The sequence below is a fragment of the Acidovorax sp. GW101-11A03 genome, from assembly GCF_059424825.1.
Map to the genome: position 1 here is coordinate 33,697 of NZ_JBWKZU010000030.1, position 26,023 is coordinate 59,719.

Here is a 26,023-nt window from a genome sequence, read left to right on the forward strand (position 1 = left end):
TGACCCCACCGCACCACCGTCAGCGCATGAAAACCGTCCAAAAATCCGCCAAGCTTGCCAACGTCTGCTATGACATCCGGGGGCCGATCATGGACGCGGCCAAGAAGATGGAGGAAGACGGGCACAAGATCATCAAGCTCAACATCGGCAACCTGGCCGTGTTCGGCTTCGATGCGCCCGAGGAAATCCAGCTCGACATGATCCGCAACCTGCCCAACTCGGCAGGCTACTCGGACAGCAAGGGCATTTTTGCCGCCCGCAAGGCCGTGATGCACGAGACCCAGAAGCAGGGCATCAAGGGCGTGGCGCTCGATGACATCTACCTGGGCAATGGCGCCAGCGAACTCATCGTGATGGCCACGAACGCGCTGCTGGACACGGGCGACGAGCTGCTGCTGCCCTCGCCCGACTACCCGCTGTGGACGGCGGCGGCCAGCCTCTCGGGTGGCACGCCCGTGCACTACCTGTGCGACGAGGCCAATGGCTGGATGCCCGACCTGGACGACATCCGCGCCAAGATCACGCCCCGCACCAAGGGCATCGTGGTCATCAACCCCAACAACCCCACGGGCGCGCTGTACTCGGACGCGCTGCTCAAGGGCATCGTCGCCATTGCGCGCGAGCACGGCCTCGTGATCTTTGCCGACGAGGTGTACGACAAGGTGCTGTACGACGGCGCCAAGCACACGGCGATTGGCTCGCTCAGCGAGGATGTGCTCACGCTCACCTTCAACTCGCTGTCCAAGAGCTACCGTTCCTGTGGCTACCGTGCGGGCTGGCTGGTGGTGTCGGGCGACAAGAAGCCCGCCAAGGACTACATCGAGGGCCTGAACATGCTCTCGAACATGCGCCTGTGTGCCAACGTGCCCGGCCAGTGGGCCGTGCAGACGGCGCTGGGCGGCTACCAGAGCATCAACGAGCTGGTGGGCGAGGGCGGCCGTCTGCGCAAGCAGCGCGACCTGGCCTATGAGCTGATCACCGCCATCCCGGGCGTGAGCTGCGTGAAGCCCCAGGCGGCGCTCTACATGTTTCCGCGCCTCGACCCGGCCGTGTACCCCATCGAGGACGACCAGCAGTTCTTCCTGGAACTGCTGCAGGAGACCAAGGTGATGCTGGTGCAGGGCACGGGCTTCAACTGGTCGGCACCCGACCACTTCCGCATCGTGTTCCTGCCCCACGAGGACGACCTGCGCGACGCCATTGGCCGCGTGGCGCGTTTCCTGGAGCAGTACCGCAAGCGCTGCGGCACCGATCTGCGGCGCGTCGGTTGATACTCATTTTTTGATAGCTGCTAGCGCTTGCTGGACAGGCGCAAACACCATTTTTGACTGGTAAATCTTCCATGAAACCCATCCAAGTAGGCCTTCTGGGCATCGGCACCGTCGGCAGCGGCGTGTTCAACGTGCTTGCACGCAACCAGGACGAAATCAGCCGCCGCGCGGGCCGTGGCATCGAGATCACCATGGTGGCCGACCTGGACGTGGAGCGCGCCAGGGCCGTGGTGGGTGACGGCATCCAGGTCGTCAACGACGCCCGCGCCATCATTGCCAACCCCGACATCGACATCGTGATCGAGCTGATTGGCGGCTACGGCGTTGCGCGCGCACTGGTGCTGGAAGCCATCGCAGCGGGCAAGCATGTGGTCACCGCCAACAAGGCGCTGCTGGCCGTGCACGGCACCGAGATTTTTGCGGCCGCATCGGCCAAGGGCGTGATGGTGGCCTTCGAGGCCGCCGTGGCCGGGGGCATCCCCATCATCAAGGCGCTGCGCGAGGGCCTCACGGCCAACCGCATCCAGTGGCTTGCCGGCATCATCAACGGCACCACCAACTTCATCCTGTCCGAGATGCGCAGCAAGGGCCTGGACTTCGACGTGGTGCTGAAGGAAGCGCAACGCCTGGGCTACGCCGAGGCCGACCCCACCTTCGACATCGAAGGCGTGGACGCGGCGCACAAGGTCACGCTGATGAGCGCCATTGCCTTCGGCATCCCGGTGCAGTTCGACAAGGCCTATGTCGAGGGCATCACCAAGCTCGGCGCGGCCGACATCAAGTACGCCGAGCAGCTGGGCTACCGCATCAAGCTGCTGGGCATCACCAAGCGTGCTGACAAGGGCATCGAGCTGCGTGTGCATCCGAGCCTCGTGCCCTCCAAGCGCCTGATCGCCAATGTGGAAGGCGCCATGAACGCCGTGGTGGTGCAGGGCGACGCCGTGGGCACCACGCTGTACTACGGCAAGGGCGCGGGCTCCGAGCCCACCGCCAGTGCCGTGATCGCCGACCTGGTGGACATCGCCCGCCTGCACACCGCAGACCCCGAGCACCGCGTGCCGCACCTGGCCTTCCAGGCCAACACGTTGCAGGGCGCCATGGATCAGCTGCCCGTGCTGCCCATGAGCGAAGTGGTCACCAGCTACTACCTGCGCCTGCGCGTGGCCGACCAGGCCGGCGTGCTCGCCAAGGTCACCGGCCTGCTGGCCGAGGCCGGTGTGAGCATCGACGCGGTGCTGCAGCGCGAGGCCGACGAAGTGGGTGGCGAGGGCTCCACCCAGACCGACCTGATCATCCTGACCCACGACACCCGCGAAGGCACCATGGACGCCGTGATCGCCCAGATGCAGGCCCTGCCCACGGTGCTGGCGCCCATCACGCGCATCCGCAAGGAAGAGCTGAACTGAGCCAGCGCCGCAAAGGGCCCCCACGCGCCATGATGCTGCCCCGCCATGCCCACCCTGGTTGCCGCCCTCACGCTGTCGGCGCTGCTCAAGATGGCGCATGTCGATCTGCCGCGCTGGCATCTGGCGTTCTGGTTCGGCCTGCTGGTCATGCTGGCCCTGTTCGGGTCCATGCCGCGCGGGCAGGCCATCCTCAACGGGGTGGGCAGTTTTCTGGCGGCCTGGCTGTACTTCGTGCTGCTGGAGCGCACGGACAATTACGAGGACAAGCCACTGCACTGGCTGATCCTGATCGGCGGCTTCCTGCTGCTGATCGCCTCACGTTTTTACCTTGATATCCGCGTGTACGGCATCAGTCTTTGAGCGACACCGACGGGACCCCCTCATGAAATACCTCAGCACACGCGGCCACGCAGACCGCAAACAGTTCTGCGACATCCTGCTCGAAGGCCTGGCACCCGACGGTGGCCTGTACCTGCCCGAGCACTACCCGCAGATCAGCGACGCCGCGCTCACCCAGCTGCGCAAGGCATACCACGAGCAGGGCTACGCCGAGCTGGCCTTCCGCATCCTGTCGCTGTACATCGACGACATCCCCGCCGCTGACCTCAAGGCCCTGTGCGCCAAGACCTACACCGCTGAAGTCTTCGGCACGGGCGAGATCGTGCCCCTGCGCCACCTCGAAGACGGCCTGTGGCTCGAAGCCCTGTCCAATGGCCCCACGCTGGCCTTCAAGGACATGGCGATGCAGCTGCTGGGCAACCTGTTCGAATACGAACTCAAGCGCCGTGGCGAGCAGCTCAACATCCTGGGCGCCACCAGCGGCGACACCGGCAGCGCGGCCGAATATGCCATGCGCGGCAAAGAGGGCGTGCGCGTGTTCATGACCAGCCCGCATGGCCGCATGAGCGCCTTCCAGCAGGCGCAGATGTTCAGCCTGCAGGACGAAAACATCCACAACATCGCCATCGAAGGCGTGTTCGACGATTGCCAGGACATCGTCAAGGCCGTGTCCAACGACCACGCCTTCAAGGCCAAGTACAAGATCGGCACCGTCAACTCCATCAACTGGGCGCGCCTCCTGGCGCAGGTGGTCTACTACTTCGCGGGCTACATCCAGGCCACCGAGACCAACGACCAGAAGGTCAGCTTCACGGTTCCCTCGGGCAACTTCGGCAACATCTGCGCAGGCCATGTGGCGCGGATGATGGGCCTGCCCATTGCCAAGCTGGTGGTGGCCACGAACGAGAACGACGTGCTGGACGAGTTCTTCCGCACCGGCGTGTACCGCGTGCGGGGCGCGGCCGACACACACGAGACGTCAAGCCCGTCGATGGACATCAGCAAGGCCAGCAACTTCGAGCGTTTCATCTTCGACCTGCTGGGCCGCAACGGCCAGCGCACCAAGGCCTTGTTCAGCGCCGCGCTGCAAACCTATGGCCGCTTCGACCTGAGCGCCGAGCCGCTGTTTGCCGATGCGGCGGGCAAGTACGGCTTTGAAAGCGGCAAGAGCACCCATGCCGACCGCCTGGCCACCATCAAGGACACCTTCGAGCGCTATGGCGTCACCATCGACACCCACACTGCCGACGGCGTGAAGGTGGCGCGTGAGCACCACAGCGATGCCAAGGTGCCGATGATCGTGCTGGAGACCGCCCTGCCCATCAAGTTCGCCGAGACCATCATCGAGGCCCTGGGCCATGCGCCCGAGCGGCCCGCCAAGTTTGCAGGCATTGAAGACCTGCCCAAGCGCGTGCAGGTCATGCCTGCCGATGTGGAGCTGGTCAAGGCCTACATCGAGCGCCACTGCGCCCCGGCCGCACAGGGCTGAGGCGACGCCCCGTTTGAGGGGATTTGAGAAAAAAACGCCCCTGGCGCGCGTCTGGTAAGCGCTAGTAGCTATAAAAAATATAGCTAACCAAGGAGCACTGGATGAAGGTTGTCGGTTTTGCCGGGTTCTCCGGCAGTGGCAAGACCACGCTGGTCGAGCAGCTGATCCCCGAGCTGCGGCTGCGCGGGCTGCGGGTGTCGGTGGTCAAGCATGCCCACCACAGTTTCGACATCGACCACCCGGGCAAGGACACCTACCGCCACCGCGAGGCAGGGGCCTTTGAGGTGGTGGCCGCATCGGACAAGCGCCTGATGCTGGTGCGCGAGTTCGAGCAGCCCGCCACGCTCAGCGTGCACCACCTGCTGGCCGAGCTGTACCAGGGTGTGGACTGGGTGCTGGTGGAGGGCTTCAAGGACAGCGACCTGCTCAAGATTGAAGTCTGGCGTGCCCCCGAGCCCGGCCAGGTGGCCAAGCCCGTGCGCTATCCCGAGGACGACTTCGTGGTGGCCGTGGCCACCGATGCCGCTGCGAGCCTGCCCCAGCCCACCCAGCTGCCGCTGCTGGACCTGAACCAGCCCGCGCAGGTGGTGGACTGGCTGATCGAGTACGGGCACCGCTTTGAGTACAACTGGGAACTGCACGGAGGCCTGCTGCCATGCGCCCCCCAATGAAACCCCTCAAGGCGCTGGACGACGCACTGGCCGAGCTGCTGGCCCACGCCACGCCGCTGGCGGGCACCGACACCGTCACCACCTTTGACGCCGACGGCCGCGTGCTGGCGCAGGACTGCGTCTCGGCCCTGCAGGTGCCCCCGCAGGACAACAGCTCCATGGACGGCTACGCCGTGCGCTGTGCCGATGTGGCGGCCGCGGGGGTGGTGTTGCCCGTGTCGCAGCGCATTCCTGCGGGCAGTGCGGGCGACCCGCTGCAGCCCGGCACGGCAGCACGCATCTTCACCGGCGCGCCGGTGCCAGCAGGCGCCGATGCGATCCTGATGCAGGAAGACTGTGAGGCCCTTGCAGCCCCCGATGGCCTGGGTTCGGTGCGTATCAACGCCGTCCCCCAGGCTGGCCAGTGGATCCGCAGCGCGGGCGAGGACATCACCCGGGGCGCCGTGGTGCTGTCTGCGGGCACACGCCTGACCCCCGCCGAGCTGGGCCTGGCCGCCAGCATCGGCTTGCACGAACTGCAGGTGGCCCGCCGCCCGCGCGTGGCGCTGTTCTCCACTGGCGACGAACTCGTCATGCCCGGCGAGGTGCCGCCCGAGCAGATGCGCCCCGGCGCCATCTACAACAGCAACCGCTTCTTTTTGCGCGCCATGCTGCAGCGCCTGGGCTGCGAGGTGACGGACTTCGGCATCGTGCCCGACCAGCGGGATGCCACCATCGCCGCCCTGCGCGACGCGAGTGCCGCGCACGACCTCATCCTGACCAGCGGCGGCGTGAGCGTGGGCGAGGAAGACCATATCAAGCCCGCCGTGGAAACGCTGGGCACGCTGGACCTGTGGCAGATCGCCATGAAGCCTGGCAAGCCCTTCGCTTATGGTCGCATTGGGGCGGCGCATTTCATGGGCCTGCCCGGCAACCCGGTGTCGAGTTTTCTGACCTTCGCGCTGCTGGTGCGGCCCTTTGTGCTGCGGCTGCAGGGCGTGTGCGATGTGGCAGCACCCCAATCCGTGGCCGTGCGGGCAGATTTCAGCTGGCCCAAGGCCGACAAGCGCCGCGAATTCTTGCGCGTGCGGCACAACGCGGCGGGTGGACTGGACCTGTTTGGCAACCAGAGCTCGGGCGTGCTGACTTCGGCGGCCTGGGGCGATGGCGTGGTGGACAACCCGGCGGGCCAGACCATTGCTGCGGGCGATACCGTGCGGTACATCGCCTTCTCGGAGCTTCTGGCATGAACGTTAACCCCCGCGCTTCCCACTTCGTGTGGTCGCTGCCCCCCGAGGGGGCTGCTTTTCATCTTGGGGCGGCCCGGCGATGAACAGGATCACCGTCCGCTATTTCGCCTCTATCCGCGAGGCCATCGGCCAAGGCAGCGAGCCGGTCGAAACGAACGCCACCACCCTGAGCGCCCTGCGCGACGAGCTGATCGCACGCGGCGGAGCCCATGCCAGCAGCCTCGCCCGTGGCAGGGCCGTACGCATGGCGCTCAACCAGACCCTGAGCGATGAATCCGCCACCCTGCCCGACGGGGCCGAGGTGGCGTTCTTCCCACCTGTTACCGGGGGCTGAGTCCGGCCTGGGCCTGAAGGCGTTGCCCCAGCGCCTCGGAGGCGACCATCATCGGTGCGCGCAGCTCGTTGTTCATCTCACCGGCATGGGCCAGCACGGCCTTCAGCGGTGCCGGGTTGGGCTCGGCAAAGCAGACCTCGATCCAGGGCAGCAGGGCCTGCCACACGCGGCGGGCTTCACCCAGGTCGCCTGCGCGTAGCAACGCCATCAGTTCCACAAAGCGGGGCGTCTGCCAGTGCGCGCTGGCCGAGATCGCGCCCGCGCCGCCCAGCGCCAGCGTGTGGAAGATCTGCGCGTCTTCGCCCGCCAGCACCTGCAGGCGGCCATCGGCGATCAGGGCCTGTGTCTTGGCCGGGTTGCCGCCGCAGTCCTTGATGGCCTGGATGCGCGGATGCGCGGCCAGCGCCAGCAGCGTTTCGGTGCTAAGCGTGGCGCCCGTGCGGTAGGGAATGTCGTAGACCAGCAGCGGCACGGCGCTGGCGTCGGCCAATGTGCGGAACCAGTGCAGCAGGCCCTCTTGCGAGGGGCGGATGTAGTGCGGGGCCGACACCAGCAATCCCGCCACCGGGTAGCGTGCCAGGGCCTGCACTTGCTCCAGCACCTGGCCCTGGTGGTAGCCCGACACACCCATCACCACGGGCAGGCCCTGGGCGGCCTGGAGCACCGTTCCCAGGACCTGCAACTGCTCGGCCTTGTCGAGTGCAGCGGCTTCGCCCGTGGAGCCGCAGGCGACAAAACCTGAAACGCCCTGGGCGCGCAGCCTGGTGGTGAGGGCGGCGAGTGCCGGGTGGTCCACGGCCCCGTCCTTGAAGGGCGTGACCAGGGCGATCCAGAGTCCGCTGAACAGCGGCTGGCGGGAGGGGGTGGTAGCGGTGGCAGACATGCAAAACATCCTTTCAGGGTTCGACCAGGGGAAGAACCGTCCGGAAGGAATGCGCGCGGAATGCCGGAAGGGAAAGAGAAAAAAGAAGGGAATTTCTCTGCCAAGTGGTTCCGTCGCTCATCCGGACGGAACCACAGCTCCGGTCAGATGAGCTCTGGTTTTTTGGCTTTGCCCACACATTGCAATGCCGCCGCAGTTGCGGCAGTCATGGCAAAGGAAGTGTGTGCGGGCATGGGGCGCAGTATAGCCAAGCGTTGGATCAAGGGCCTGCCACGGGCTGCGGCGTGGGCGCGACCAGCTCCGGGCAGGGCCAGTTGAGCAGCTCGGCCAGCCGGGTGGTGATCCACGTGGCCTCGGCCACCGACACGCCCGATTCGGCCGTGCACAGCCCGGCGTGGATGCGCCGCAGGATCTCAGCTTCGGACGGGGCCTGCACGTGGTAAAGCGTCTGCGCATGCTCCACCAGGTGGCCTGCCAGGTCTTCGCACAGCTCGTAGCGGGCGCGCACCACGGCGGGCTTTTCGGTCAGGCGCTGGCGTGTGTCGCTGTACACCGCCATGAACGAGGGCGGCACGTGGATCTGGTTGTCGTCGTCCATGGCGCTTGTCAGTCCGGGGTGAACAGACGTTCGAACTTGGCCTGGTCTGCCGCCAGCTCGAAGCTCACGAGCTGGCCCATCTTCATGTCCGACAGCCGGCAGGCCGCAAACAGCGTGGTCTTGCCGGCCAGCTCCATCACCTCCAGGTCGATGATGGCGTAGGGATAGGGGACAAAAACCTGGTGCTCGAAAACGTCCTTGTGCGTGTTGCGGGGCGAGGGGTAGAGCTTGTACAGGTCGGTCTGAATCGTTTGTGTGGCCATGGTCGTTGATGCGAGCCTGTTCAAAGGGGGCGGCAGTGCGGGTACAGTGCGGGCGAATCGTACAGTTACTTCAAGCATCCCATGGCAAGACCCAAAAGTGAATGGCCGGGCAAGGTCCTGGCCCTGATCCAGGGCGGCAACCTGCCCGCCGCCATCGCGCAGATCAAGGTGGCCCCCTCGGTGGCCGACGTGACGCGCCTGCAGACCCTGCTGGCCAAGCTGCCCCCCACTCCGGCGCTCGCCCAGTTGAACAAGTTCGTGGAAGAAGAGCGCGCCCTGCTGGCGGCGCCGCGCCTGCACCGGTCGCCATGAGCGCGCCGCCTGCCCCAGTGGTTACCGAATTGCCCGAAAGCCCTGTCGCCATGACTGTGCCCCGCGTTTCCATCCAGACCGAAGACTTCGACCTGTCTGCCGAGGTGGCGGCGCTGCGCCGCGAAAACAAGGGCGTGGGCGCGGTGTGCAGCTTTGTGGGCACGGTGCGCGACCGCAATGAAGGGGACCAGGTGGCGTCCATGGAGCTGGAGCACTACCCCGGCATGACCGAAAAATCCATCGAGGCCATGGTGGACGAAGCCTTCCGGCGCTTCGACATCTTCGGCGCCCGCGTCATCCACCGCGTGGGGCTGCTGCAGCCGCTCGACCAGATCGTGCTGGTGGCCGTGACCAGCGCCCACCGGGGCCAGAGCTTCCAGGCTTGCGAGTTCCTCATGGACTACCTCAAGACCCAGGCGCCGTTCTGGAAGAAGGAAGAAACCGCCCAGGGCGCGCGCTGGGTGGATGCGCGGGTGAGCGATGACGCCGCACTGGCGCGCTGGGGCATCACGCTGGGCAACGCGGGCTGACGCGCGGAGCCCGATGGGGCAGAAATTTGAAAAAAATTGGCTGCCTCCGCGCTTTGGTAATGCGTTTGTTGCTATAAAAGTAGTAGTAATTGGTGTTTCTCTGGCGTGGCGAATCACTGATACAGGTCAACGGCAGGCCATGAGGCGGGGTGGGGGACTGTCTTGAAATCAGGCACACGGTGCCTCAAGTGTTCTGCAATTCGGAGGACATTCCCCATGCGTCTCGACAAATTCACCACCAAGTTCCAGGAAGCCCTGAGCGATGCCCAGAGCATTGCACTGGGCCATGACAACGCCTACATCGAACCCGTGCATGTGCTGCTGGCCATGCTGCAACAGGACGACGGCCCCAAGGCGCTGCTGCAGCGTGCAGGCGCCAACGTGCCCGGCCTGCTGACAGCGGCCGAGGCGGCCGTCAAGCGCCTGCCCCAGGTGCAGGGCAACGACCAGGTGCAGGGCGGGCCCGAGCTGGGCCGCGTGCTGCAGGCCACCGAGAAGGAGGCCATCAAACGCGGCGATCCGTTCATCGCGAGCGAGTTGTTTTTGCTGGCCGTGATCGACAGCAAAGGCGACGCCGCCAAGATTGCCAAGGACAACGGCCTTACGCGCAAGAGCCTGGAGGCCGCCATTGACGCCGTGCGCGGCGGCCAGAAAGTGGACAGCGCCGAGGCCGAGGGCCAGCGCGGCGCGCTCGCCAAATACTGCCTGGACCTGACCGAGCGCGCGCGCATCGGCAAGCTGGACCCGGTGATCGGGCGCGACGACGAGATCCGCCGCGCCATCCAGGTGCTGCAGCGCCGCACCAAGAACAACCCCGTGCTCATTGGCGAGCCTGGCGTGGGCAAGACCGCCATTGTGGAAGGCCTGGCCCAGCGCATCGTGGCGGGCGAGGTGCCCGAAAGCCTCAAAGGCAAGCGCGTGCTGAGCCTGGACATGGCAGCGTTGCTGGCAGGCGCCAAGTTCCGCGGCGAGTTCGAGGAGCGCCTCAAAGCCGTGCTCAACGAGCTGGCCAAGGATGAGGGCCAGACCATCGTCTTCATCGACGAGCTGCACACCATGGTGGGCGCAGGCAAGGGCGAAGGCGCGATGGATGCGGGCAACATGCTCAAGCCCGCCTTGGCGCGCGGCGAGCTGCACTGTGTGGGCGCGACCACGCTTGACGAATACCGCAAGTACATCGAGAAGGACGCCGCGCTGGAGCGCCGCTTCCAGAAGATCCTGGTGGGCGAGCCCACGGTGGAGGCCACCATCGCCATCCTGCGTGGCCTGCAGGAGAAGTACGAGGTGCACCATGGTGTGGACATCACCGACCCGGCCATCGTGGCCGCGGCCGAGCTGTCCAACCGCTACATCACCGACCGATTCCTGCCCGACAAGGCGATCGACCTGATCGACGAGGCGGCGTCCAAGATCAAGATCGAGATGGACTCCAAGCCCGAGATCATGGACAAGCTCGACCGCCGCCTGATCCAGCTGCAGATCGAGCGCGAAGCCGTGCGCCGCGAGAAAGACGAGTCGTCGCAAAAACGCTTTGCATTGATCGAGGAAGAGATCGGCAAGCTGCAAAAGGAAATCGCCGACTACGACGAGATCTGGCAGTCCGAAAAGGCCCAGGCGCAGGGCAGCGCGCATGTGCGCGAGGCCATCGACAAGCTCAAGTTCCAGATCGAGGAGTTCACCCGCAAGGGCGACTTCAACAAGGTGGCCGAGCTGCAGTACGGCAAGCTGCCCGAGCTGGAAAAGCAGTTGAAGGAAGCCCAGGCGCAAGAAGCGGGCAAGGACGGTGCTCCTGCCGCGCGCCGCCTGCTGCGCACCCAAGTCGGTGCCGAAGAAATCGCCGAGGTGGTGAGCCGTGCCACGGGCATCCCTGTGGCCAAGATGATGCAGGGCGAGAAGGACAAGCTCTTGCAGATGGAAGCCAAGCTGCACGAGCGCGTGGTGGGCCAGCAAGAGGCAATTGCTGCAGTGGCCAATGCCATCCGCCGTTCGCGCTCGGGCCTGTCCGACCCGAATCGTCCCACGGGTTCCTTCCTGTTCCTGGGCCCCACGGGCGTGGGCAAGACCGAGCTGTGCAAGGCGCTGGCGGGCTTCCTGTTCGACAGCGAGGAGCACCTGGTGCGCATCGACATGAGCGAGTTCATGGAGAAGCACTCGGTGGCCCGCCTGATCGGCGCGCCCCCCGGCTATGTGGGCTATGAGGAGGGCGGCTACCTGACCGAGGCGGTGCGCCGCAAGCCCTACAGCGTGCTGCTGCTTGACGAGGTGGAGAAAGCCCACCCCGACGTGTTCAACGTGCTGCTGCAGGTGCTGGACGACGGTCGCCTGACCGACGGCCAAGGCCGCACCGTGGACTTCAAGAACACGGTGATCGTGATGACGAGCAACATTGGCTCGCACCTGATCCAGGCCATGGTGGGGCAGGACTCGCAGGACATTAAGGATGCGGTGTGGGGCGAACTCAAGAACCACTTCCGTCCGGAGTTCCTGAACCGCATTGACGAGACCGTGGTGTTCCATGCGCTGGATGCGCAGCACATTGCGTCCATCGCCAAGATCCAGCTGCAGTTGCTGCAATCCCGGTTGGCCAAGATGGATTTGGAGTTGCAGGTGTCGGATGCGGCCTTGGCAGAATTGGCCAAAGTGGGGTTTGACCCGGTGTTTGGTGCGCGGCCGCTCAAGCGGGCGATCCAGCAGCGCATCGAGAACCCGCTGTCCAAGCTGCTGCTGGAGGGGCGCTTCCCGCCCAAGAGCGTGATCCCCGTCACCGTGAACCCGGTGCTGGAGCCGGGCGTGTTCCAGTTCGGCGTGGCCCCGCAGGGGTGATGCGGGTGTGGGAAGGGGTGGTGGCGCGCATCCGCGCTGCCGCCCCTTTCCCAAATTGTGAAGGAGAGGTGTCGTTTGAATGATTTTGTTGCGGGCGCTGTGCGCCTGTTGCTGCGTGTAGTGGTCATTGCCATGGGGCTGGTGCTGTTTGCCAGCCTGCTGGTGGCTGCCCTGGTGCTGGCCCTGGTGTGGGTGCTGCGCGCAGGCTGGGCGCGCCTCACGGGGCGGCCGGTGACACCCTGGGTTATGCGCATGGATCCGCGCGCGGGTTTCAGCACCGTGTTCCGCTCTACCGAGCGGTGGTCTTCAAGCCGCCGTGGCGCCGCCGCACCGGCCGATGCCGGTGAAGAAGCGGCTGCGTCGCGCCGGGGCGGCATCTTGCCGGGTGCGGCCCAGGTGACCGACGTGGAAGCGCGCGAAGTCCGTTGACGGGGCATGGCCCCACGGGCCGCGCCCACCTCTGTGTGTGGGCGCCTGCCAGCAGTTTTTCGACGGCGGCACACCCGCCTGGTGCGTGATGCGCCCACGGGGGTGTCTTCTATGATCCAAGCATGACACCAGCCGATATCCACGCCCATTTCGATCTCCAACGCCAGGCGAGCCGCGCGCATGTGGATGTGCCACTGCTCGTGCGCCGGGAGCGGCTGTTGCGCATCGCCAAAATGCTCGACGAGCATGGCCCCGTGCTGGCGGCGGCGGTGCAGGCCGACTTTGGCATGCGTTCGCCGCGCCTGACCGAGGTAGCGGATTTTTTTGTGCTGCGCACCCTGCTGTCGCACACCCTGAGCCACCTCGCCCAATGGATGAAGCCCCGCAAGGTGCGCACCCCGCTATACCTGCAGCCCGCCAGCGCACACATCCAGCGCCAGCCACTGGGGGTGGTGGGCGTGATTTCGCCATGGAACTACCCGGTGCAACTGGCCCTGGCGCCCGCCATCACCGCGCTGGCCGCAGGCAACCGTGTGATGCTCAAGCCCAGCGAACTCACGCCCCACACCTCGGCCCAGCTGGCGGCCCTGGTGGCACAGTTTTTTGCCCCCGACGAGTTCTGCGTGGTGCAGGGCGATGCCAACCTGTCGGCGCTGTTTGCCTCGTTGCCGTTCGACCATCTGGTGTTCACCGGCTCCACGGCGGTAGGGCGCAAGGTGGCGCAGGCGGCGGCGCAGAACCTCACGCCCACCACGCTGGAGCTGGGCGGCAAGTCGCCCTGCATCATCGACGGCCACTGCGACATGCAGGACGCGGCGCTCAAGATTGCGCACGGCAAGCTGCTCAACGCCGGGCAGACCTGTATCGCGCCCGATTACGTGCTGCTGCCCCGGGGGCGCGAGGGCGAGTTTGCGCAGGCCTTCCGCGCAGCGGTGGCGCGCCTGTTCCCCACCATCGAGGGGAACGCCGACTACGCCTCCATCATCACACCGCGTCACCATGCGCGCCTGCGCACCATGCTGCAGCAGGCCCAGACGCAGGGGGCCGAGGTGCAGACCATCGACCCGGCTGCAGGCAAGCCCGTGGTGCACACCGTGGGCACGCTGGGCGATGGTGCCAGCCGCCAGATGCTGCCCACCCTGGTGTTCGGCGCCACGTCGCAGATGCAGCTCATGCAGGAGGAGATTTTTGGCCCCATCCTTCCAGTGATCTCGTACGAGCGGCTCGACGATGCCATAGCCCACATCAACGCCGGGCCCCGCCCGCTGGCGCTGTACTGGTTCGGGCAGAGCGAAACCGTGCGCGATGACGTGCTGCGCCGCACCGTGAGCGGAGGCGTGACGGTGAACGACACGCTGATGCACATCGCGCACGACAACCTGCCCTTTGGCGGGGTGGGGGACAGCGGCTGGGGCGCCTACCATGGCGAGCAGGGCTTTCTGCGTTTTTGCCACCAGAAGTCGGTGCTGGTGCAGTCGCGCTGGGCGATGGGCTCGCTGTTCTACCCGCCCTATGGCGCCCGGTTCGACCAGATCATGGGACTGCTGCGCCGGTGGCTGTAGTGGCAGCGGGGGGCTCGCTTTCAGGCCCTTCTTGCGCCAGTGCCGCTGCAGGCCCACCGTCCGGCGGGGCGGGGGGCCGGGTGATGAGCTGCACGATGGCATCGCGCAGCTGGCCGGTAGATACCGGCTTGTGCAGCAGCAGGGCCGATGTGGACTGCGCATCGCGCAGGCGCTGGGGCGATGTGTCGCCCGTCATGATGATGGCGGGCACGGGCGTGCCCAGGTAGGTGCGCAGCGCTTGCAGCACCTGCTTGCCTGTCTCTTCGTGGCGCAGGCGGAAGTCCGTGATGATGATGTCGGGGGTCACATCCTCCAGGGCCTCCAGCGCGTCGGCACTGGACTCGGCCGTGAGGCATTGGCAGCCCCAGCTTTGCAGCAGCGACTGCATGCCCAGGCGCACGGCCTCGTCGTCGTCGATGGCCAGCACCTTCAGCCCGGCCAGGCTGCGGGCCGAGGGGGTGGGGCTGGCGTCGTCCTCCAGCGCGCCCTGCCAGCGGTCCAGCCACAGCCGGAAGACGGAGCCCCGGCCGGGGTGTGAGCGCAGCTCCACCGAAGTCTTCATCTCACGCGCCAGCCGCTGCACGATGGCCAGGCCCAGGCCCAGGCCCTTGCGCCGGTCGCGCTCGGGGTTGCCGAGCTGGTGGAACTCCTTGAAGATGTCCTCCCACTGGTGCACGGGAATGCCTGCCCCGGTGTCCCACACCTCCAGCGCCAGCCGCTTGCCACGTGTGCGGCAGGCGATGAGCACACCGCCCCGTGCGGTGTAGCGCAGGGCGTTGGAGATGAAGTTGTGCATCACCAGCCCCACCAGCGAGCGGTCGGCATAGGCTGCGGCCGAGGTTTCGCGGGTGCGGTACACCAGCCCGGCCGTGTCGGCCTGCACGCCGAATTCCTGCTCCAGCGCCGTCAGCAGCGGCTGCACCGCAAAGGCCTCTGGCCGCACCTTCACCACACCAGCCTCCAGCCGCGAGTAGTCCAGCAGGGTGGTGAGCATTTCGGCCGCCGCACCCGAGGCCGCGTGCGCGTGCTGGAGCACCGTGCGCTGGTGGTCGTTGAGGGGGCTGCGCTGCAGCGATTCAAGGAAAAGTCCCATGGCGTGCAGGGGCTGGCGCAGGTCGTGGCTGGCAGCGGCCAGGAAGCGCGATTTGTCGCGATCGGCCTGCTCGGCCGCCCCCTGCGCGGCCAGGGCGCGCTGTGATTCGGCGCGCAGCTCGTTCACCAGGCGCTCGTTTTCGAGCTTGAGGGCAATGCTGCGCCGCGTGGCCCGGTCAGCGGTGCGGGCCTGCAGACAGGTGAGGATGTAGTACACGCTGGTCAGGAACAGCGCCGGCCACATCACAGGCCCCCCGGCCAGCGCCACGGACACCATCACCCCGCCGATGGCGCTGGTGAGGTAGGTGACGTAGGCCCGGTACAGCGGCGCCCCCAGGCCCAGTGCGCCGGACGAGACGGTGCTGATGATGCCTATGGCGTAGATCACGCTGTCGGATGTGCCCCAGTACAGCACCACATAGCCCAGGCTGCCCCAGCTCAGTCCCATGGCGGCCATGCAGGCAATCAGCTTGCGCGCGGCCTGGGGCGCGGGGTCGGTGAAGGGGGAGATGCTGCGCAGCGTGAGGTAGACGCCCGCAATCACCAGCGCATGGGTGGACAGCCAGACGGTGGTGGCCTGCGTGTCGGCCACCCGGGCCATCACCCACAGGGTGCCCAGGGCGGTGGCCAGCGACGCCAGCAGCGTCATCGGAAAGTTCTGCCGCAGCAGCGCCACCTGCTCGCGCAGCACCTCGTCGCGCTCCCACACCGGCCAGCCCCAGCGGGTGGGGGGCTGCGCGCCTGGAGGCTCGGGCGTGGTCTCAGAGGGGGTCATGGAACTGCGGTGTGGACAGGCCCAGGCGCTGCGCGGCCAGCAGCGCGGCGCTGCGGCTGTTCACGCCCAGCTGCGCAAAGATGGCGGCCACGTGCACGCGCACCGTGTTTTCGCTCAGGCCCAGGTCGCGGGCAATTACCTTGTTGGGTTTGCCGGTGCACAGCAGCGACAGCACATCCAGCTGGCGCGCCGTGAGCGAGGGCGCATCGGGCCCGCGTGTGGTGGCGCTGTTGCCGCTGTTGATGGGGAAGCAGGGCTGGCCCGACAGCGCGCAGGTGATGGCTTCCAGGATGTCTTCGGCGTTGGCCGACTTGGGCAGAAAACCATCGGCGCCCCTGGCCCGCGCCTCATGGACTGCGTCGGGCGCCACGCTGGCGGACACCAGCACGATGCGGGCCTGGGGGCAGGCCTGGCGCACCAGGCGCAGGCCGTCCAGTCCGCTCATGCCGGGCAGCTGGATGTCGAGCAGCACCAGATCGATATCGGCCCGCTGCAGCGCGCAGGCGTCGGCAATCGACCCCGCTTCGGCAATCGCGCCCACGCTGGGGTGGTCCTGCACGATCAGGCGCAGCCCGGTGCGGAACAGGGCGTGGTCGTCCACCAGCAGGAGGCGGGCATTCGGACGGGCACTTTGGAGGGCACTCATTGGACAAGTATTGCGCACAACCGGGTGTTGCGGGCTAGTCCATTTGTGCGATGGACGCAGGCTAGGTCAATTTCTAGACTTTCCGTCAAGCATTGAAAAGCACTTTGGGTGCCCGCCGATGCGCAAACCTTCGTCGTCTCACCTCGTTTTCAAAGGGCTTCCCCATGACCACCACTGCGTTGATCCACGGCTCCACCCCTTCTGCAAGTGCCCACCGGGGGGCCGAGCGGCGACCGGCCGCCCCTGCGGGCAATGGCCTGGGGGGCAATACGCTGGCACAGATCATCGAAGAGAACTGCTCGGACATGCTGGCCGCTGCGGGCGTGGTGATCGAGCACCTGGATGCCCAGGCCGGGGCTTGGCAGTTCTCTGCCGACCAGGGACAGACCTGGCGCGCCATCCGCACCGACCTGATCAACCGCCCAGGCAACCTGGGGCTGGCGCTGGACCGCGATGCACGCCTGCGGGTGCTGCCCTTTGGTGGCCACCGGGTGACGGGCGCCCGGGTGGCTTTCCATGCCGTGCAGCGCAGCCATGGTGCAGGCAACGGCAGCTATCGCGCTTATGCCCCCGACGATCGGGACGGGGACTCGCGCACGGTGACCCTGGTGCTCAGCCTGGCGGCCATCAACGGTGCACCGCCGGTGGTGCATGTGCCGCGCCCACGCAACAAGCGGGCCATGGTTCAGCGCGCGGCGGCTTCGGTGGGGGTGAGCGCTGCGCTGTCGGGCTCGATGGCCATGGCCTGAACAAGGCCACAAAGCGTGGCCGGGTGCCCGGCCGTGCATGCCACAAAGACCGCATTTTGGGGAGCGAAGCCGAACGTTTGACGAGGATAAAACAGGGGCCTCTGGGAGGCAAAAAACCGTTTGCGGCGACAATGCCGACCTTTCGCATTTTCATTCTCTGTTTTCGTTCGGTTTTTTCATGTCCAGTATCCAGGTTCGTCCCGCCACGCTTCGCGATGCAAAAGCCATCGCCCAGATCCACACCGCTTCCGCCCAAGAGGCTTACAAAGGGCTGGTGCCAGACGAGCAGTTGAAATCCATGTCGTCGGTCGAAAAGCGCCAGGCCTACTGGCGCGAGGCCATTGAGTATTGCGAGCCCCAGGTGCAGGTGGCGGTGGACGGCGAGAAGATCGTCGGCTTTGTGGGCTACGACCGCTCGCGCGATGAAAAGTCCCGCCCCACCACCGGCGAAATCTGGGCCATATACGCCGCCCCCAGCCACTGGAACCAGGGCGTTGGCCTGGCACTGTGGGATGCCGCCCGTGACGGCCTGCACGAAGAAGGCTGCACCAACGTCACCGCATGGGTGCCATTGCGCAACGAGCGTGCCATTCGTTTCCACGAAATGGCGGGCTTCAAGCAAGAACTCTCTACCGCCAAGACCAATGTGATTGGCGGCGTGAAGATCGAAGAAGTGCGCCTGAAACGGCCCATCAACGCATAGGGCACACGATGATTGAATGGAGCCGCCAGGGCCAGACACAACAAGCCCAGTGGCGCTCCGAAGCTGGCGCCCCGGCGCCGCGCCGGGTGGTCACCGCCGACGACACGCTCCCCGCCGACACGGCCTACCGCATGGCTTGTGAAGGCACGGGCCTGCTGTGGCAGGGCGATTTCCAGAACGCCCGGCACCTGCTGCAGGCGCTCATGCGGCGCACCGATTCCAAGACCGGCAAACACCGCCGCGCTGCCGCCAAGGCCGCTCAGAAGGCGGCGGTGGCCACCCCCTCCGAGGTTTTTCACCTGCACCGCCAGGCCCAGGCGCAGCGCGCGCGAGTTCTGGCGTCGGTGCTGATTCCGCTGGAGGGCGACTACAGCATTGCACTGCGCCGCGCCCCCGATTGGCGCGAGGCCTGCACCCAGGCCTGGGGGCCCGCCACCGGTGAGCGTTGCGTGGCCACGCTGCGCGAATTGCTGGGCCTGGTGGGTGCCTACGAATGGCGCAAGAAAGGCGTGGAGGTGCCCGCACTGGGCGCAGCGCCCCGCAACCGGATCCATCCGCACTACGGCGTGTTCTCACCCGTGCGGGGCGAGTATGTGGACCTAGTGGCCAGCACCCCGTTGCCCAGCCAGGCGCTGGCGTTTGACATTGGCGTGGGCACGGGCGTGTTGTCTGCGGTGCTGGTGCGCCGGGGTGTGCAGCGGGTGGTTGCCACCGACCAGGACCCCCGGGCCCTGGCCTGCGCTCGCGACAACCTGCAGCGCCTGAGCGCGCTGCCCCAGGTCGAGCTACTGCAGGCCCACCTGTTTCCGCCCGGCCGTGCGCCGCTGGTGGTGTGCAACCCGCCCTGGGTGCCAGCGCGTGCCAGCTCGCCCATCGAACATGCGGTCTACGACGAAGGCAGCCGCATGCTGCGGGGTTTTCTGGCGGGGCTGGCCGAGCACCTGGAGCCTGAGGGCGAAGGCTGGCTGATCCTGTCGGATCTGGCCGAGCACCTGGGCCTGCGCCCACGCGAGCAGCTCCTGGGCTGGATTGCCGAAGCAGGTCTGGTAGTCAGGGGGCGGCACGATGTGAAGCCGGTCCATTCCAAGGCGGCCGATGCGGGGGATGCCCTGCATGCGGCGCGGGCGGCCGAGGTGACTTCGCTCTGGCGGCTGGCAGCCGCCGTCTGAGGCGGCCTGAGCCCGCTTGAACCCGCTGAGGCCCGCCTGCGGTGGCGGCCCTCAGCCCTCCAGCAGTGCGGGCTGCGTGGCCGCGTAGAGGCCGGGCGTGGCCTCGGGGGACCGGGGCAGCAACTGCTCCAGCCGCTCGCGCAGGCTGGCCGCGCGTTCTGCCCCTGCGGCCAGGGCCACTTCCTCGAACATGGCGTCGCCCACGTCCAGCATGCTGGCGCGGTCCCGCGCGGTGCGCAGGGCCTCGCGAAAATGCTGCGCCAGCACCGGGTCGCGGCGGGCAAACAGCCGCTCGCAGGTGTCGAACAGGTACATGCGCGCACCGGCCAGCGAGCGCAGGGATTCGCCCGGCTCCGGCCGCTCGATGGAGGGGGCCTGGCTGGTGGCTTCGGCCCCAGCTGGTGGGGGGAGGGGGGCGGTGGAGGGCGTGGGCAGCTCGGCCGGGCCCGTCAGGTAGCCCTGGCGCATGAGGTTGTCCACAATCTGCGCGCCGATGCCGTTGTACATGGCCTGCAGGTCGGACAGCGGTTTGCCGTCAGCCAGCAGCAGCAGCGAACGTTCGCGCAGGCTCAGGGTGCGCACACCGGGCGATAGCTCTTGGCGGGCTTTGTCGGTCTTTTGCAGCAGCATGGGGGGCTCCGTTCGGGCTCGAATGCCCGCAATTGCAGCCGCCCGCCATGACGCCGTGATGACCCTTTGCCGCACAATCCGGAGGCTTGGCCCCGTGCTGCCTGGCCATGGAATGAGGATTGCTCACTTTTTGATAGCTTAAAAGGCATGCCTATCAGGCGCAAAGGCCTGTTTTTCTTCAAATTTTCGAGGCTGCGGCGTGTGTGCCTGGCCTTGCACAGCCCCCAACTGCGATGACCTTGCTGCTTGCCCCCATGGAGGGGCTTCTGGATTTTGTGCTGCGCGATGTGCTCACGCGCGTGGGCGGTGTGGACCGCTGCGTATCAGAGTTCATCCGCATCACCGGCACGCTGCTGCCCGACAAGGTGTTTCTGCGCTACCTGCCCGAGCTGCGCAACGGCAGCCGCACGCTGGCGGGGGTGCCCGTGCGTGCGCAGCTGCTGGGCTCCGACCCGGTCAGCATGGCCGAGAACGCCGCACGCCTGGCCGCGCTGGGCCCTGAAGGCATCGACCTGAACTTTGGCTGCCCGGCCAAGGTGGTCAACCGCCACGGAGGCGGGGCCGCGCTGCTGCAGGAGCCTGAGCGTATCGCTGCGGTGGTGGGGGCTGTGCGCCGCGCCGTGCCTGCGCATCTGCCGGTGTCGGCCAAGATGCGCCTGGGCTTCAACGACACGGGGCTGATGCGCGAATGTGCCCAGGCCATGCAGGCCGGTGGCGCGGCCGAGCTGGTGGTCCATGCCCGCACCAAGGCCGATGGCTACCGCCCTCCTGCGTACTGGGAGCACATCCCCGCCATCCGCGCGGCCGTTGCCATCCCGGTGGTGGCCAATGGCGAGATCTGGACCCTGGCCGACGCGCAGCGCTGCCGCGAGGTCTCGGGCTGCGATGCCCTCATGCTGGGGCGCGGCATGGTGGCCGACCCCGGCCTGGCCCGCGCCATCCGTGCATTCGACGCCGGGCAGCCGGATGCGGACCCGGTGGTTTGGGCCGATTTGATCCCCCACCTGGCGGCCTTCTGGCAACTGGTGTGCGACGACCTGGAACCCCGCCAGCGCGCGGGGCGCCTCAAGCAGTGGCTCAATCTGCTGCGCAGGCGGTTTGTGGAGGCCGAAGTGGCCTACCAGCATGTGCGCACGATGACGGACCAGCGCGCCATCACCGCCTGGGTGGCAGCGCAGCAGGCCGAGGCCCGCAACAGCGCCTGATCCGCCCCGGACCGCAGGCACCCTGGGCTGCTGGCTACAGCAGGTGGTCGGGCGCCAGGGGGCCCAGCAGCTGCAGCATCAGGCGCAGGGGCAGGCTGGCGTCGGGCTCCGTGGTGGCGTCGGCCAGGCCGCTGTCCTTCGGAGCGCGCCACACCAGGCCCTGGTCTGTCTGCTGCACCTGCCAGGCGGCGTCTTGCAGGGCGGCGTCGATCTGTGCCGTGGCCCGGCGCGACAGCTCGCCGCTGCGTATCAGCAGTGCCACCTCGGTGTTCTGCCGCTGCGAGCGCATGTCCAGGTTCATCGAGCCGATGACCAGCAGGCGACCGTCCACGATCATCAGCTTGGAGTGCAGCATGGCGCGCGAGCTGCCACCGGCCCCGGCGGCGCCCTGGCTGCCCATGCTGCCGGTGCCACCGAAGGCCCCGCGCAGAACCCCCGTGAGCTCGCTGCGCATCTCATACAGCTCCACCCCCATGGCCAGCAGCGTGGGCCGGTGGCGCGCGTAGCCAGCGTGGGCAATGGGCGCATCGTTGGAGGCCAGCGAGTTGGTGAGCACCCGCACGCGCACGCCCCGAGCCCGCGCGGCCGCAAAGGCACGCTCCATGTCGGGCCCGGGCACAAAGTAGGGCGAGATGATCAGCAGGTCGCGCCGCGCCTGGCCCATGAGCTGCAGCAGGCCGTCCACCACGGTGTCGGTCTGGGCCTCGCTAGTTTCGCTGTCTGGCGAGGGTGGGGCAGGGGGGTTGCCATTGCCATTGCCCAGGGTGGCATTGGCGGGTGTGGTTGGCTGCACTGCGGGCAGGGCAACTTGCCGGGGGGCGGCGGCATCCGCCGATGGGGCGGTCGCCGTCGTCGCTGCGGTGGCCGAGGCCCGGGGCCGGACCAGTGCTGCGATGGTGGCGGGGCTGGGCCGGGGCGGGTTCTGGTCGGGCAAGGGAGCGGCGGATATGCCGTCGGGCGGGATCTTGGCAGGCCGGTCTACCAGCACGGCGGCGGGGGCCCAGACAAGCGGCACCTGCTGCAGGTCCATGGGCTCCTGGTTCCAGATCCGCGCACGCCGCGTGCCCGGGGGGGTGCTGCGCCCGGTGGTGAGGGGGGGGCTGGGGGCTGCTGTGGCAGCAGCGCTTTCTACACGTTCTTGCTGTGTGGCCTCGGCGGTGCGGATGCTGTCGCGCAGGCGGTCCAGTTCCTCGCGGGTGATGAGCGACTGCACGGGGTAGGCGCGCTCGTTGTTCCAGTAGCTGTCAAAGCTGCGCGACAGGTCCTGCACGATGCTCCCGGCGGCCAGCACGTCCAGGTCCACAAAATTGCCGGAGTCCGAGTTGCCGAAATAGGCGTCCCCCAGGTTGCGCCCCCCTGTCACGCCCACGGCGTTGTCGGCGATGAAGAGCTTGTTGTGCATGCGCTGCTGCACCCGGGAGAAGTCGCCCAGCAGGCTGAACATGCGGCCCACGGGCGAGCCGCGCGCGCCGGTGAGCGGGTTGAACATGCGCATCTCGACGTTGGGCACAAAGGCCAGGCGCATCACCAGCGCATCGCGCCCGGTGCTGTGAAAGTCGTCCAGCAGCAGCCGCACGCGCACGCCGCGCCGGGCAGCGGCGGCCACGCTGAGCAGCAGGCGCTCGCTGCTGGCATCGGCATGGATGGCGTAGTACTGCAGGTCCAGTGTTTTCTGGGCGGCATCGACCAGCGCCAGGCGGCTGCTGTAGGCCGCTTGGGCGCCGCTGAGCAACACAAACCCCGAGGGGTGGCGCGCCTTCTGCGCAGCACGGCGGGCTTCCACCCACTGGCCCAGGGCGGTGTCGCCGGGGTTTGGCAAGGCGGTGGAAATGGGCCGCACCACATCCTTGGGCAAGCCCGCGCAGCCCATCAGGGCCACGGTGGCCACCAGGGCAAGAGCCCACCGACTGCGGCGGGCCAGGGATGTCAGCAGGGGGGAGAAGGAGGGCAGGTGGGGCATGGCGCGATGGGGGATTGTGACCTTGGAGCCGCCAGGGTGTTGCTCCAAGGTGTATCCCGGTGCCCGGCCCGGGCCTGTCGGACGAGGCCCCAAGTCGCCCAATAGATGCACCAACCCCGGGGCCTGCCCATGCCCCGCCAGGCTCGGTGCTGTGGGTTTACCAGCTCACTTCGCGGTCGGGTGTGGCGCTGATCTTGTGGATGGAGAGGTCGGCCCCGTCGAACTCTTCTTCTTGCGTAAGGCGCAGTCCCACCGTGTGTTTGAGCAGGCCATAGACGATGAGACCTCCCAGCAGTGCCCAGATCACCCCGAGCCCCGTGCCAATCAGCTGCGCCGACAGGCTGACGCCGCCCAGGCCCCCGAGCGCCTTGCTGCCAAAAATGCCCGCCGCCAACCCGCCCCAGGTGCCACACAGGCCATGCAGGGGCCACACGCCCAGCACGTCGTCGATCTTCCACTTGTTCTGGGTGAGGGTGAACATCAGCACAAAGATGGCGCCCGCCACCGCGCCCACCACCAGCGCCCCCAGGGGATGCATCAGGTCCGAGCCTGCGCACACAGCCACCAGCCCGGCCAGCGGGCCGTTGTGCACAAAGCCCGGGTCGTTCTTGCCCAGCACCAGCGCCGCCAGCGTGCCGCCCACCATGGCCATGAGCGAGTTGACCGCCACCAGGCCCGAGATCTTGTCCAGGGTCTGCGCACTCATCACGTTGAAACCGAACCAGCCCACCACCAGGATCCACGCGCCCAGCGCCAGAAAGGGGATGTTGGAAGGCGGATGGGCCGAGATCGCGCCATCCTTGCGGTAACGGTTGGCGCGCGAGCCCAGCAGGATCACAGCAGGCAGGGCAATCCAGCCGCCCATGGCGTGCACCACCACCGAGCCCGCAAAGTCGTGAAACTCTTCGCCCGTGACGGCCTTGATCCAGGCCTGCACGCCGAAATGCTGGTTCCAGGCAATGCCCTCAAAGAAGGGATAGACAAACCCCACAATCACCGCCGTGGCCATGAGCTGGGGCCAGAACTTGGCCCGCTCGGCAATCCCCCCGGACACGATGGCCGGAATGGCGGCCGCAAACGTGAGCAGGAAGAAGAACTTGACCAAGGCATAGCCGCTTTGTTGTGCCAGCGACTCTGCCCCCATGAAGAAATGCGTGCCATAGGCCACGCTGTACCCCACCACAAAATAGACGACCGTGGACACCGAGAAGTCCACCAGGATCTTCACCAGCGCATTCACCTGGTTCTTCTTGCGGACCGTGCCCAGCTCCAGAAAGGCAAAACCGGCGTGCATGGCCAACACCATGATCGCCCCGAGCAGAATGAACAGAGCGTCCGTGCCCTGTTTGAGTGCTTCCATAACATCCTCGCGCTAGTGATTGATCGACTCTGGTGCATGTCGGCTGTCTGCAACAGATGTGCACCAGATTGATGCAAAAGTCGTGCCAGATATTGGTGCGGATGTTTGCACTGATATGGGGCGTTGCGGGGTTGGGGTGGTGCGTGGCTGTGTGTAGTCCGGTGCCGTGCATCGGGCGGGCGGGAGATTGTTTCTCTGGCAAGGTCCTCGCTCGGCCCGGCTTAGGGTGTCTACCGGGTTAGTCATGAAGGTGCGGCGTCTGGAAGGTGCCTGTGCCAGAGGGATGGCAGGCATCGGTCGCGATGCCGCGAGCAGTTGCTACCGCTGCGCCCTCATCCACCCGGTGCGACAGCAGGGGGGGCTGTGTGGGGGGGGGGGCAGGCGCTCCCGACACTGAATCGGCCGTGCGACTACTGATTTCAGCGCACCGGTATGCCGAAAAAAAGCAGGGGAGGGGCCGGGTCCCGTCAGAAGGTGTCGTGCCCTGGCACCCGGGCCACGAGGCGCAGGTCAGGCCCCAGCCGTTCCACCGATATGAAGTCCAGCTTCAGCCCCTGGGTCAGGGCTTCAAAAGGCCCCACCTGGGCCAGTCCGAGCCCGGGGCCTAGCAGCATGGGAGCCATGTAGATCAACAACTCATCGACCAGCCCCTCGCGCAGCAAAGAGCCGTTGAGCTTGTGGCCGGCTTCCACATGCAGCTCGTTCACTCCCCGGGCAGCCAGGTCGCGCAACATCGCGGCCAAGTCCACCTTGCCCTGTGCGTTGGGCAAACAGATCACGGTGGCACCGCTCGCCTCCAGAGCGGCCTTCTTCTCGTCGTTCTGGATGGCTGCGTAGATGTAAGAAGCGCGGCCAGCCATGAACAGGCGGGCGTCTGTAGGGGTTTGCAACTGGCTGTCCACCACCACCACATGGGGTTGGCGCGGCGTGGGCACCTCGCGCACATCCAGGCGGGGGTTGTCGTCCAGCACGGTGCCGATGCCGGTGAGCACTGCGCAGGCGCGTGCGCGCCAGGCATGGCCATCGGCGCGCGCCGTGGGGGAGGTGATCCACTGGCTTGTACCGTTGGGCAAAGCGGTGGCGCCATCCAGCGAGGTCGCAGCCTTCATGCGAACCCAAGGGATGCCCCGCACCATGCGACTGAAAAAACCGATATTGAGTTCGCGGGATTCAGCGGCCCCGGGACCGACTTCCACGGCCACCCCCGCCGCACGCAACCGGGCAAATCCCTGTCCCGCCACCAAAGGGTTGGGGTCCGTGAGGGAAGCCACCACCTTGCCAATCCCGGCAGCCACCAACGCATCGCAGCATGGCCCCGTGCGCCCCTGGTGTGCGCAGGGCTCCAGCGTCACGTAAGCGGTTGCGCCCCGGGTGCTGTACCCCGCTTCTTGCGCAGATCGCAGCGCCATGACTTCCGCATGGGCCCCTCCCGCCTGCTGTGTGTGACCGCTGCCTATTTCCCGCCCGTCCGGCGCTACCAGCACACAGCCCACGCGCGGATTGGGGTTGGAAACAAAAAGCGCCTGGGCGGCGAGCCCAAGCGCTTTGTTCATCATGGTCGTCAACTCGTCGGTGCATTGCATGGGCGGATGCTA

25 protein-coding genes are annotated in these 26,023 nt (G+C 66.9%); 16 read left to right on the top strand and 9 right to left on the bottom strand.

Features of this window, described 5'->3' with window-relative positions:
* Positions 1-26 precede the first annotated feature (26 nt).
* The 7 genes from AC07Z7_RS13965 to moaD all read left to right on the top strand — a co-directional run bounded on the left by AC07Z7_RS13965 (position 27) and on the right by moaD (position 6,739).
* Positions 27-1,271, top strand: coding sequence for a pyridoxal phosphate-dependent aminotransferase (locus AC07Z7_RS13965; protein ID WP_494766584.1), 1,245 nt, complete (start codon positions 27-29; stop codon positions 1,269-1,271).
* Between the two features lie 71 nt (positions 1,272-1,342).
* The gene (locus AC07Z7_RS13970; protein ID WP_494766585.1) at positions 1,343-2,677 is read left to right on the top strand and encodes a homoserine dehydrogenase; all 1,335 of its coding nucleotides are present in this window, start codon (positions 1,343-1,345) and stop codon (positions 2,675-2,677) included.
* 45 nt (positions 2,678-2,722) lie between these two features.
* Complete coding sequence (locus AC07Z7_RS13975) at positions 2,723-3,037, top strand: response regulator (protein ID WP_252657828.1); 315 nt, start codon at positions 2,723-2,725, stop codon at positions 3,035-3,037.
* 22 nt (positions 3,038-3,059) lie between these two features.
* On the top strand, positions 3,060-4,505 hold the full coding sequence (thrC, locus tag AC07Z7_RS13980) for a threonine synthase (protein ID WP_494766586.1): 1,446 nt from the start codon (positions 3,060-3,062) through the stop codon (positions 4,503-4,505).
* 101 nt (positions 4,506-4,606) lie between these two features.
* Entirely contained in the window at positions 4,607-5,176 is a 570-nt protein-coding gene (mobB, locus tag AC07Z7_RS13985) for a molybdopterin-guanine dinucleotide biosynthesis protein B (protein ID WP_094285596.1), read from the top strand.
* Complete coding sequence (locus AC07Z7_RS13990; RefSeq protein ID WP_494766587.1) at positions 5,161-6,405, top strand: molybdopterin molybdotransferase MoeA; 1,245 nt, start codon at positions 5,161-5,163, stop codon at positions 6,403-6,405. The genes mobB and AC07Z7_RS13990 overlap by 16 nt, the downstream gene beginning before the upstream one ends.
* 79 nt (positions 6,406-6,484) lie before the next feature.
* The gene (moaD, locus tag AC07Z7_RS13995; protein WP_494766588.1) at positions 6,485-6,739 is read left to right on the top strand and encodes a molybdopterin converting factor subunit 1; all 255 of its coding nucleotides are present in this window, start codon (positions 6,485-6,487) and stop codon (positions 6,737-6,739) included.
* Here moaD and dapA read toward each other — a convergent pair.
* The 3 genes from dapA to AC07Z7_RS14010 all read right to left on the bottom strand — a co-directional run bounded on the left by dapA (position 6,726) and on the right by AC07Z7_RS14010 (position 8,483).
* Positions 6,726-7,622, bottom strand: coding sequence for a 4-hydroxy-tetrahydrodipicolinate synthase (gene dapA / locus AC07Z7_RS14000; RefSeq protein WP_494766589.1), 897 nt, complete (start codon positions 7,620-7,622; stop codon positions 6,726-6,728). The two genes, moaD and dapA, sit on opposite strands and share 14 nt — an antisense overlap.
* A gap of 259 nt (positions 7,623-7,881) precedes the next feature.
* Complete coding sequence (locus AC07Z7_RS14005; protein WP_494766590.1) at positions 7,882-8,220, bottom strand: hypothetical protein; 339 nt, start codon at positions 8,218-8,220, stop codon at positions 7,882-7,884.
* Between the two features lie 8 nt (positions 8,221-8,228).
* Positions 8,229-8,483 (bottom strand): hypothetical protein, encoded by a 255-nt coding sequence (locus AC07Z7_RS14010; protein WP_094285614.1) that lies wholly within the window; start codon positions 8,481-8,483, stop codon positions 8,229-8,231.
* Positions 8,484-8,564: 81 nt separating this feature from the next.
* On the opposite strand from AC07Z7_RS14010, the gene AC07Z7_RS14015 reads away from it, so the two are divergent.
* The 5 genes from AC07Z7_RS14015 (at position 8,565) to AC07Z7_RS14035 (ending at position 14,139) form a co-directional block, all read left to right on the top strand.
* A complete protein-coding gene (locus tag AC07Z7_RS14015) occupies positions 8,565-8,795 on the top strand; it encodes a hypothetical protein (RefSeq protein WP_094285616.1) in 231 nt (76 codons plus the stop codon).
* Positions 8,796-8,845: 50 nt separating this feature from the next.
* A complete protein-coding gene (locus tag AC07Z7_RS14020; RefSeq protein ID WP_094285618.1) occupies positions 8,846-9,325 on the top strand; it encodes a molybdenum cofactor biosynthesis protein MoaE in 480 nt (159 codons plus the stop codon).
* Positions 9,326-9,541: 216 nt separating this feature from the next.
* Positions 9,542-12,148, top strand: a complete 2,607-nt coding sequence (gene clpB, locus AC07Z7_RS14025) for an ATP-dependent chaperone ClpB (protein ID WP_494766591.1) — start codon at positions 9,542-9,544, stop codon at positions 12,146-12,148.
* A 75-nt stretch (positions 12,149-12,223) separates the two neighbouring features.
* Positions 12,224-12,577: a hypothetical protein gene (locus AC07Z7_RS14030; RefSeq protein ID WP_494766592.1), complete on the top strand. Its 354-nt coding sequence runs from the start codon at positions 12,224-12,226 to the stop codon at positions 12,575-12,577.
* 122 nt (positions 12,578-12,699) lie between these two features.
* Entirely contained in the window at positions 12,700-14,139 is a 1,440-nt protein-coding gene (locus tag AC07Z7_RS14035; RefSeq protein ID WP_494766593.1) for a coniferyl aldehyde dehydrogenase, read from the top strand.
* On the opposite strand, the gene AC07Z7_RS14040 is transcribed toward AC07Z7_RS14035, so the two are convergent.
* Positions 14,111-16,006, bottom strand: coding sequence for an ATP-binding protein (locus tag AC07Z7_RS14040; RefSeq protein ID WP_494766594.1), 1,896 nt, complete (start codon positions 16,004-16,006; stop codon positions 14,111-14,113). The two genes, AC07Z7_RS14035 and AC07Z7_RS14040, sit on opposite strands and share 29 nt — an antisense overlap.
* Positions 15,993-16,652 carry a response regulator gene (locus tag AC07Z7_RS14045; RefSeq protein ID WP_494766595.1) on the bottom strand — a complete coding sequence of 220 codons (660 nt, stop codon included), beginning with the start codon at positions 16,650-16,652 and terminating at the stop codon, positions 15,993-15,995. The genes AC07Z7_RS14040 and AC07Z7_RS14045 overlap by 14 nt, the downstream gene beginning before the upstream one ends.
* 164 nt (positions 16,653-16,816) lie before the next feature.
* Here AC07Z7_RS14045 and AC07Z7_RS14050 point away from each other — a divergent pair, with 164 nt between their 5' ends.
* From AC07Z7_RS14050 to AC07Z7_RS14060, 3 genes are all read left to right on the top strand, one after another.
* Positions 16,817-17,401, top strand: a complete 585-nt coding sequence (locus AC07Z7_RS14050; protein WP_494766596.1) for a hypothetical protein — start codon at positions 16,817-16,819, stop codon at positions 17,399-17,401.
* A gap of 178 nt (positions 17,402-17,579) precedes the next feature.
* Complete coding sequence (locus AC07Z7_RS14055) at positions 17,580-18,104, top strand: GNAT family N-acetyltransferase (protein ID WP_094285632.1); 525 nt, start codon at positions 17,580-17,582, stop codon at positions 18,102-18,104.
* Between the two features lie 8 nt (positions 18,105-18,112).
* Positions 18,113-19,273, top strand: coding sequence for a methyltransferase (locus AC07Z7_RS14060; RefSeq protein ID WP_494766597.1), 1,161 nt, complete (start codon positions 18,113-18,115; stop codon positions 19,271-19,273).
* A gap of 51 nt (positions 19,274-19,324) precedes the next feature.
* On the opposite strand, the gene AC07Z7_RS14065 is transcribed toward AC07Z7_RS14060, so the two are convergent.
* Complete coding sequence (locus tag AC07Z7_RS14065) at positions 19,325-19,903, bottom strand: hypothetical protein (RefSeq protein WP_252657839.1); 579 nt, start codon at positions 19,901-19,903, stop codon at positions 19,325-19,327.
* Between the two features lie 233 nt (positions 19,904-20,136).
* Here AC07Z7_RS14065 and AC07Z7_RS14070 point away from each other — a divergent pair, with 233 nt between their 5' ends.
* Entirely contained in the window at positions 20,137-21,108 is a 972-nt protein-coding gene (locus tag AC07Z7_RS14070) for a tRNA dihydrouridine synthase (protein ID WP_494766598.1), read from the top strand.
* Positions 21,109-21,142: 34 nt separating this feature from the next.
* On the opposite strand, the gene AC07Z7_RS14075 is transcribed toward AC07Z7_RS14070, so the two are convergent.
* From AC07Z7_RS14075 to ribD, 3 genes are all read right to left on the bottom strand, one after another.
* Complete coding sequence (locus AC07Z7_RS14075; RefSeq protein WP_494766599.1) at positions 21,143-23,068, bottom strand: phospholipase D family protein; 1,926 nt, start codon at positions 23,066-23,068, stop codon at positions 21,143-21,145.
* A 157-nt stretch (positions 23,069-23,225) separates the two neighbouring features.
* Positions 23,226-24,428 carry an ammonium transporter gene (locus tag AC07Z7_RS14080; RefSeq protein WP_494766600.1) on the bottom strand — a complete coding sequence of 401 codons (1,203 nt, stop codon included), beginning with the start codon at positions 24,426-24,428 and terminating at the stop codon, positions 23,226-23,228.
* A gap of 467 nt (positions 24,429-24,895) precedes the next feature.
* Positions 24,896-26,011: a bifunctional diaminohydroxyphosphoribosylaminopyrimidine deaminase/5-amino-6-(5-phosphoribosylamino)uracil reductase RibD gene (gene ribD / locus AC07Z7_RS14085; RefSeq protein ID WP_494766601.1), complete on the bottom strand. Its 1,116-nt coding sequence runs from the start codon at positions 26,009-26,011 to the stop codon at positions 24,896-24,898.
* Positions 26,012-26,023: the final 12 nt, after the last annotated feature.

Excerpts from the sequence above, each read along its gene's own strand:
- AC07Z7_RS14075 (WP_494766599.1), bottom strand. The coding sequence starts at position 23,068 with ATGCCCCACCTGCCCTCCTTCTCCCCCCTGCTGACATCCCTGGCCCGC.
- thrC (WP_494766586.1), top strand. The coding sequence starts at position 3,060 with ATGAAATACCTCAGCACACGCGGCCACGCAGACCGCAAACAGTTCTGC.
- AC07Z7_RS14070 (WP_494766598.1), top strand. The coding sequence starts at position 20,137 with ATGACCTTGCTGCTTGCCCCCATGGAGGGGCTTCTGGATTTTGTGCTG.
- AC07Z7_RS14065 (WP_252657839.1), bottom strand. The coding sequence starts at position 19,903 with ATGCTGCTGCAAAAGACCGACAAAGCCCGCCAAGAGCTATCGCCCGGT.
- AC07Z7_RS14035 (WP_494766593.1), top strand. The coding sequence starts at position 12,700 with ATGACACCAGCCGATATCCACGCCCATTTCGATCTCCAACGCCAGGCG.
- AC07Z7_RS14020 (WP_094285618.1), top strand. The coding sequence starts at position 8,846 with ATGACTGTGCCCCGCGTTTCCATCCAGACCGAAGACTTCGACCTGTCT.
- AC07Z7_RS14045 (WP_494766595.1), bottom strand. The coding sequence starts at position 16,652 with ATGAGTGCCCTCCAAAGTGCCCGTCCGAATGCCCGCCTCCTGCTGGTG.
- AC07Z7_RS14080 (WP_494766600.1), bottom strand. The coding sequence starts at position 24,428 with ATGGAAGCACTCAAACAGGGCACGGACGCTCTGTTCATTCTGCTCGGG.
- AC07Z7_RS13965 (WP_494766584.1), top strand. The coding sequence starts at position 27 with ATGAAAACCGTCCAAAAATCCGCCAAGCTTGCCAACGTCTGCTATGAC.
- dapA (WP_494766589.1), bottom strand. The coding sequence starts at position 7,622 with ATGTCTGCCACCGCTACCACCCCCTCCCGCCAGCCGCTGTTCAGCGGA.
- AC07Z7_RS14015 (WP_094285616.1), top strand. The coding sequence starts at position 8,565 with ATGGCAAGACCCAAAAGTGAATGGCCGGGCAAGGTCCTGGCCCTGATC.
- AC07Z7_RS13990 (WP_494766587.1), top strand. The coding sequence starts at position 5,161 with ATGCGCCCCCCAATGAAACCCCTCAAGGCGCTGGACGACGCACTGGCC.
- AC07Z7_RS13975 (WP_252657828.1), top strand. The coding sequence starts at position 2,723 with ATGCCCACCCTGGTTGCCGCCCTCACGCTGTCGGCGCTGCTCAAGATG.
- moaD (WP_494766588.1), top strand. The coding sequence starts at position 6,485 with ATGAACAGGATCACCGTCCGCTATTTCGCCTCTATCCGCGAGGCCATC.
- mobB (WP_094285596.1), top strand. The coding sequence starts at position 4,607 with ATGAAGGTTGTCGGTTTTGCCGGGTTCTCCGGCAGTGGCAAGACCACG.
- AC07Z7_RS14005 (WP_494766590.1), bottom strand. The coding sequence starts at position 8,220 with ATGGACGACGACAACCAGATCCACGTGCCGCCCTCGTTCATGGCGGTG.
- AC07Z7_RS14055 (WP_094285632.1), top strand. The coding sequence starts at position 17,580 with ATGTCCAGTATCCAGGTTCGTCCCGCCACGCTTCGCGATGCAAAAGCC.
- AC07Z7_RS13970 (WP_494766585.1), top strand. The coding sequence starts at position 1,343 with ATGAAACCCATCCAAGTAGGCCTTCTGGGCATCGGCACCGTCGGCAGC.
- ribD (WP_494766601.1), bottom strand. The coding sequence starts at position 26,011 with ATGCAATGCACCGACGAGTTGACGACCATGATGAACAAAGCGCTTGGG.
- AC07Z7_RS14040 (WP_494766594.1), bottom strand. The coding sequence starts at position 16,006 with ATGACCCCCTCTGAGACCACGCCCGAGCCTCCAGGCGCGCAGCCCCCC.
- AC07Z7_RS14060 (WP_494766597.1), top strand. The coding sequence starts at position 18,113 with ATGATTGAATGGAGCCGCCAGGGCCAGACACAACAAGCCCAGTGGCGC.
- AC07Z7_RS14050 (WP_494766596.1), top strand. The coding sequence starts at position 16,817 with ATGACCACCACTGCGTTGATCCACGGCTCCACCCCTTCTGCAAGTGCC.
- AC07Z7_RS14010 (WP_094285614.1), bottom strand. The coding sequence starts at position 8,483 with ATGGCCACACAAACGATTCAGACCGACCTGTACAAGCTCTACCCCTCG.
- clpB (WP_494766591.1), top strand. The coding sequence starts at position 9,542 with ATGCGTCTCGACAAATTCACCACCAAGTTCCAGGAAGCCCTGAGCGAT.